This is a genomic window from Bradyrhizobium sp., assembly GCF_049586575.1.
GTDB lineage: Bacteria > Pseudomonadota > Alphaproteobacteria > Rhizobiales > Xanthobacteraceae > Bradyrhizobium.
In genome coordinates this window covers 1-6,254 of sequence record NZ_JBAVCF010000645.1, presented here as the reverse complement: position 1 = coordinate 6,254, position 6,254 = coordinate 1, and the positions used below count along the sequence as shown (strand labels likewise).

Annotated in this window: 5 protein-coding genes and 1 pseudogene; 1 reads left to right on the top strand and 5 read right to left on the bottom strand. The window is 63.4% G+C overall.

The window, feature by feature from the left end:
* The 4 genes and pseudogenes from WB528_RS23820 to ubiE form a co-directional block, all read right to left on the bottom strand.
* Window positions 1–250 (bottom strand): annotated as a pseudogene (locus tag WB528_RS23820) (dUTP diphosphatase); the annotation flags it as partial.
* The gene (gene coaBC, locus WB528_RS23815; RefSeq protein ID WP_423891309.1) at window positions 243–1,664 is read right to left on the bottom strand and encodes a bifunctional phosphopantothenoylcysteine decarboxylase/phosphopantothenate--cysteine ligase CoaBC; all 1,422 of its coding nucleotides are present in this window, start codon (window positions 1,662–1,664) and stop codon (window positions 243–245) included. The pseudogene WB528_RS23820 and the gene coaBC, both read right to left, overlap by 8 nt.
* 60 nt (window positions 1,665–1,724) lie before the next feature.
* A complete protein-coding gene (ubiB, locus tag WB528_RS23810) occupies window positions 1,725–3,299 on the bottom strand; it encodes a 2-polyprenylphenol 6-hydroxylase (protein ID WP_423891306.1) in 1,575 nt (524 codons plus the stop codon).
* Complete coding sequence (gene ubiE / locus WB528_RS23805) at window positions 3,296–4,057, bottom strand: bifunctional demethylmenaquinone methyltransferase/2-methoxy-6-polyprenyl-1,4-benzoquinol methylase UbiE (protein WP_423891304.1); 762 nt, start codon at window positions 4,055–4,057, stop codon at window positions 3,296–3,298. Before ubiE ends, ubiB begins: the two co-directional genes overlap by 4 nt.
* Window positions 4,058–4,299: 242 nt before the next feature.
* On the opposite strand from ubiE, the gene mutM reads away from it, so the two are divergent.
* On the top strand, window positions 4,300–5,181 hold the full coding sequence (gene mutM / locus WB528_RS23800) for a bifunctional DNA-formamidopyrimidine glycosylase/DNA-(apurinic or apyrimidinic site) lyase (protein WP_423891302.1): 882 nt from the start codon (window positions 4,300–4,302) through the stop codon (window positions 5,179–5,181).
* A gap of 81 nt (window positions 5,182–5,262) precedes the next feature.
* On the opposite strand, the gene WB528_RS23795 is transcribed toward mutM, so the two are convergent.
* Complete coding sequence (locus WB528_RS23795; RefSeq protein ID WP_423891300.1) at window positions 5,263–6,000, bottom strand: AAA family ATPase; 738 nt, start codon at window positions 5,998–6,000, stop codon at window positions 5,263–5,265.
* Window positions 6,001–6,254: the final 254 nt, after the last annotated feature.

Sequence of the window (6,254 nt, the reverse complement as noted above, 5' to 3'; positions counted from 1 at the left end):
GAACGGTAACGCCATGCCGCGCCGCAAGCCCCGAACGCGGCCGAACCTGGGCCTCGTAGCCCGGCGGCAACGCGATCGCGAGCCCGGTGGGAATCAGCGCGTATTTTCCCGGCGCGAGAATGATCGGCGCGTCCTCGGGAACCGCGGCGAGCAGGTCGAGGCCAGCCGCCAACGCGCTTTGATAGGCCGGCAATGCTAGCCCTTTGCCATTCGGCAATTGGAGCACTTCGATTTTGACCGCTTCACTCATGATGACTGCCCACGGCCCGGGCGACGTGCGCGATCAATTCGGCAGCAACCTCTTCCTTGGTCATGACGGGCCAGGAATCGACCTCGATGCCGTCGCCACGGCGGGTCAGCAGATGAACCGTATTGCGATCGCCGCCCATCACGCCCGTTGCCGGCGAGACATCGTTGGCGACGATCCAGTCGCAGCCCTTGCGGGCAAGCTTTGTTTTGGCGTTCTCGATCAGGTGTTCGGTCTCGGCGGCAAATCCGATGACGAGCGGCGGCCGCGCATCTTTCCGGTGTGAGATCGTCGCCAGGATATCCGGATTTTCGACGAGTTGGAGCGGCGGCATGCCGGTGCCGGTCTTTTTCAATTTCTGTTCTCCTTCATGGACGACGCGCCAGTCGGCAACCGCCGCGGCAAAGATCGCAATATCGACGGGCAGCGCTGTTTCCACCCGGTGCAGCATGTCGCGCGCGGATTCCACTTCAATCACCCTGACGCCCGGCGGATGATCGAGCTCGACCGGGCCGGAGACCAAGGTGACCTCGGCCCCGGCGGCTTGCGCGGCGGCTGCAATCGCGTAGCCCTGCTTGCCCGAGGAGCGGTTGGCGATGTAGCGCACGGGGTCGATCGGTTCATGCGTCGGCCCGGCGGTGATCAGGATATGCTTGCCGGCCAGCGGTTTCGGCCGTGGCGGACGCAACAGCCGTTCGACGGCCGCGGCAATTTCCAGAGGCTCCGCCATCCGCCCGATTCCGGCTTCGCCCGCTTCGGCCATTTCGCCGGCATTGGGTCCGATCAAGGCGATGCCGTCGCGTTGAAGCGTCGCGGCATTGCGCCTCGTCGCCGCATTGTTCCACATCAGCGGATTCATCGCCGGCGCGATCAGGATGGGCGCGTCTGAGGCGAGCAGAATCGCGCTGGCGAGATCATCGGCGTTACCGTGCGCCATCTTGGCCATCAGGTCCGCGGTGGCCGGCGCCACCACGATCAGATCGGCCTCGCGCGCGAGCCGGATATGGCCGGCATCGAACTCGCTCTCGGGATCGAACAAATCGGTGTAGCAGCGCTCGTTCGACAGTGCGCTGGCGGTGAGCGGGGTGACGAAGTGCTGCGCGGCGCGGGTCAGGACGCAGCGAACGTGAATGCGCCGCTCCTTCAGCCGCCGGATCAAGTCGAGCGCTTTATAGGCCGCAATCCCGCCGCCGATGATCAGCGTGACCCGCGACAGCGCTCCGTCAGCGTCGGGAGAATACGATGTTGAAATGGCTGGCGCCGTGGCGCGTCGAGCGGCCCCGGAAGCGCTGTCCTGCGCGGCCTCGCGCAGGATTACCCGAACCTCGTCCTCGACCGAACGGCCGCTGCGCGCGGCCCGCAGCCGCAGAGCGTCGCGGATTGCATCGTCCAGTTTCCGGACCGTCAGGCTCGCCATGCCGGAATCCTAAAAGCATATCTTGATAGCGATGCTATCAATAATTTGATTGCATTGCAATCAAAGTTGACGAATGGCGAAGAGAATTCCGATGAAGGTGAGCGCGATGATCCAGAGCGCCAGCGCCCGCCAGCGGCTCTTGCGGCCCTCGGTCCGACCCATGGCCGCGATCGTCTCCTCGGACAGCGTCAGGCCCTCGCGCGTCATGGTCTCCAGCTGCTCCAGCACGGTCACGGCCCGGGTCGCGAGCGAAGGCAGGCTGGCGGCGACACGTCCAAGCTCGCCGGCGCCTGCCATGGCGCCCTCGATGCGGCCGATCGGGCCGAGGTTGCGCTCGATCCACTCGCGCACCACGGGATCGGCGACCTTCCAGATGTCGAGTTTGGGATCGAAGCCGCGCGCCACGCCTTCCACCACCACCATGGTCTTTTGCAGCAGGATCAGTTCGGGGCGGGTGCGCATGTCGAACAAGCCGGTGACCTCGAGCAGCAAGGTCAGGAGCTTGGCCATCGAGATTTCTTCGGCGGTGCGGTTGTGGATCGGCTCGCCGATCGCGCGGATGGCTTGCGCAAAATTGTCGACCGAATGATGCGACGGCACATAGCCTGCCTCGAAATGCACCTCGGCGACACGCCGATAGTCGCGTGTGATGAAGCCCAACAAGATTTCGGCGAGGAAACGCCGCTCTTTCAGCCCCAGGCGGCCCATGATGCCGAAGTCAACGGCGACCAGCCGGCCTTCACTGTCGAGGAACAGATTGCCGGGATGCATGTCGGCGTGAAAGAAGCCGTCACGCAGCGCGTGGCGCAGAAAGCTCTGGATCACCTTGCGGCCCAGACCCGCCAAATCGATTTTCGATCGCTCGAGCTGGGCGTGGTCGGAGAGCGCGATGCCGTCGATCCACTCCATGGTCAGGACGTTGTGGGTGGTGCGATCCCAGTCGACCGTAGGCACGCGGAAGTCCGGATCGTCGCGGGTGTTCTCCGCCATCTCCGACATCGCCGCCGCCTCAAGGCGCAGGTCCATCTCCATCGTGACCGAGCGCGACATCGTATTGATGACTTCAACCAGCCGCAGCCGCCGCGCTTCCGCCGAATAGATTTCGGCCTGATGCGCGACAAAGAAGAAATCGGTGAGGTCGCGGCGGAAACGCGCGGCCACGTCGGGCCTCAGCACCTTGACCGCCACCGCCCGGCGGATGCCGTTGTATTCGACTTCGCCGCGATGCACCTGCGCGATCGAGGCGGCGGCGACGGCGGGGCCGAGGCTCACAAATGCCTGTGTAATAGAGCGTTCGAGTGAGGTCGCGATCACGGCCTCGGCCTCGTCCTGCGGGAATGGCGGCAGACGGTCCTGCAAGCTTTCGAGGTCGCGCGCCAGCACGACGCCGACGACGTCGGGCCGGGTAGCGAGGAATTGTCCAAGCTTGAGATAGGCGGGCCCCAAACGCGTCAGCGCGCGCGACAGCCGTGGGCCGGATTTGGCGCCCGGGCGCTCCAATATCCGGGCCAATCGCAACGCCAGTTGACCGGGCGGCGGCACCAGCGAAGGATCGACGGCGCCGAAGACGCCTTCACGCGCAAACACGAACGCGGCGCGGACGAGCCGCGCGATGTGGAACGTTGCTGAAATCACAGACGCCAGCCCGAATGCAAGGCCACGATCCCGCCCGAAAAGCTCTGCCAGGTCACACGGGAAAACCCGGCCTGTCTGATCATCTCGGCAAATGCGCCGGGCTTTGGAAATTGGCGGATCGATTCCACGAGATACTGATAGGACTCGGCGTCGCCAGTCACCGCGCCGCCAAGCGGCGGGATCACCTTGAACGAAAACAGATCGTAGATCCAATCGAGCCCCGGCACGTCGACGGTCGAGAATTCAAGACACAGAAATCGGCCGCCCGGCCGCAGCACACGAAATGCCTCGTGCAGCGCGCGGTCGATTCTCGGCACGTTGCGGATGCCGAAAGCGATGGTGTAGGCGTCGAAGGTCGCGTTCGGAAACGCAAGCTGCTCGGCATTGCCCTCGACAAACGACACCCGGTCGTCGAGATGACGTGCCGCGGCGCGTTCGCGGCCGACCGACAGCATCTCGGAATTGATGTCGCACACGGTCGCCTTGAAGTTGGATCCGGCCGCGTCCGCAGCCCGGAAGGCAATATCACCGGTGCCGCCGGCGACGTCGAGCAGCGCAAAAGGCGTCTCGGAGCGCGGCGGATTGAGCGCGTTGATCATCAGGTCCTTCCAGACGCGATGCAGTCCCCCGGACATCAGGTCGTTCATCAGGTCGTAGCGCCGCGCCACGCTGTGAAAGACGTCATTGACCAGCGTCTGCTTGTCGCCCAGGGGGACGTCCCTGAAGCCAAAATGCGTGGTTTCGTCCGGTCGGTTCATCACATGTTCTCCACCCCCGGACCATAGCGCGCCCGCCGCATTGGCGCTATCACGGCAGCCTTTCAAGGTGAATGCGGGTGTGGCGGATTTGACATTCGCTTCGATTTTGCTGCGAATCCGAAAAGCGAATGTCAAATCCAAAACCACACCAGAAACCGATATTTGCCAGTGTCCCCCTGGTTCCGACATTCGTAAACGAACCTGCCGTGACATGATACGAATGTCAGAGCCGGGACACCAGTATGCCCGAATTACCTGAAGTCGAGACCGTTCGCCGTGGCCTGCAACCGGCCATGGAAGGTGCCAAAATCGTGAAGGCCGAGGTCCGGCGCAAGGACCTGCGGTTTCCGTTCCAGAAGGATTTTGTCGCACGTCTTGAGGCTCAGACCGTGACCGGCCTCGGCCGGCGCGCCAAATACCTGATGGCCGATCTTTCCTCCGGCGACGTGCTTCTGATGCATCTGGGCATGTCCGGATCTTTCCGCGTCATCAACGACGACAACGGCCATACGCCGGGCCAGTTTCATCATCCGCGAGCTGAAGATCGCGCCCATGACCATGTGGTGTTTCATATGTCGTCGGGCGCGTTGATCATCTTCAACGATCCGCGCCGGTTCGGTTACATGAAAATCATCGGGCGTCAGGCGATCGAGGAGGAGCCGTTACTGAAGGGCCTCGGCCCCGAGCCGCTCGGCAATGAATTCGATGCCGATATGCTCGCCCGCTCCTGCGCCAACAAGAAAACCAGCCTGAAGGCCGCGCTGCTCGACCAGCGCGTCGTCGCGGGCCTCGGCAACATCTATGTCTGCGAGGCGCTGTTTCGTGCACATCTGTCACCGCGGCGTCTGGCCGCGACCCTCGCCACCAAAAAAGGCGAGACGACCGATCACGCGCGGCGACTGGTCGAGGCGATTCACGCCGTACTCAATCAGGCCATCAAGGCCGGCGGCTCGTCGCTGCGGGATCATCGCCAGACCACGGGCGAGCTTGGTTATTTCCAGCACTCGTTTCAGGTCTACGACCGCGAAGGCGAAAAGTGCCAGAGCAAAGGCTGCGGCGGGATCGTCCGCCGCTTCACCCAGAACGGCCGCTCGACCTTCTGGTGCCCGAAGTGTCAGAAGTGACGCAAGGATATCGTGATCGTTGCATTCCGGGCCTGGCTTTCCTGGCCGACCCGGACTTGAGGCGGATACTGCGCGTGGGCGTTACGCGGCGGGAACGACGGCGATCGTCTCTGTGGGCGCCTGCAAAAACATCGCAGATGCCGTTTCCAGCGTTTCATCCGCGACAGCGGGCTCATCGGCAGTAGTGTCTTCGCCGAGTTTCACCGCGACCCATTGCCAGAGGCCGCGGATTTCGTCGGCCGATTTGCCGAAGGGAGCATATTCGCTGACCGCAAGACCCGCACCCAACGCGTCCTGGTGATCGTTTCGCATCACGACGAAAGGCTGGGCGACGACGTCGCCGATTGAGGCCGCATCGCCCAATGCGGTCGCGGCGCCAGTGAGGCGCTGACCGCGGATCGGGGTCTGATTGAGAACGAAAGCAAACGGCTTGTTCCAGGCGCGCGCGGTCTGAACCGTCGATGCGGTCGCTTCGATGTCGGCGATGCTCGGGCGAGCCGGAATCAGACACAGGTCCGAGTAGCGAATGGCCGAGGTCGTCGCGGCGGCGAGGCCGCCGGCGGTATCGATGATGGTCAGCGTCACGCCGCTTTCGCTCAGCGATTGCAGCCGTTGCTCGATTCTGTCGGCGACATGGATGGCTTCGACCATCGGCTCGGAGCCGGCGCGGCGGCGCTGCCAGTTGGAGAGCGTGGCTTGCGAATCCGTCTCGATGAGGCGCACGGTGTGTCCGGCCTCGGTCGCCGCAAGGGCCAGCCCAATGGCAAGCGTAGTCTTGCCGCTGCCGCCCTTTTGGGTGGCCAATACGATGGTATGCATGATGGTCTTCCTCGTGAATTGCTGCTGACAGATTGACGGTTACGCCAACGCATGTTCATCGCGGCTTCGCGATGTTGAGCAGTTCTCGCTCGGGACGAGCCGGTCCGATCCCCTGGGTTCTTCCGGGGTCGCGGCGATCCGAATCGGTAATATAGACCACGATGGTAAACGGCCGCTGGCTTGGCTATCCCGATCGAATACGGGAGCGTTACCAAATCGTTACTTCCTGACGCAGATCACCCGTACCACGGACG

What these genes read in the sequence shown, in the direction of transcription:
- ubiE (WP_423891304.1), bottom strand. Translation starts at nt 4,057, where the DNA reads ATGAACCGACCGGACGAAACCACGCATTTTGGCTTCAGGGACGTCCCC.
- coaBC (WP_423891309.1), bottom strand. Translation starts at nt 1,664, where the DNA reads ATGGCGAGCCTGACGGTCCGGAAACTGGACGATGCAATCCGCGACGCT.
- WB528_RS23795 (WP_423891300.1), bottom strand. Translation starts at nt 6,000, where the DNA reads ATGCATACCATCGTATTGGCCACCCAAAAGGGCGGCAGCGGCAAGACT.
- mutM (WP_423891302.1), top strand. Translation starts at nt 4,300, where the DNA reads ATGCCCGAATTACCTGAAGTCGAGACCGTTCGCCGTGGCCTGCAACCG.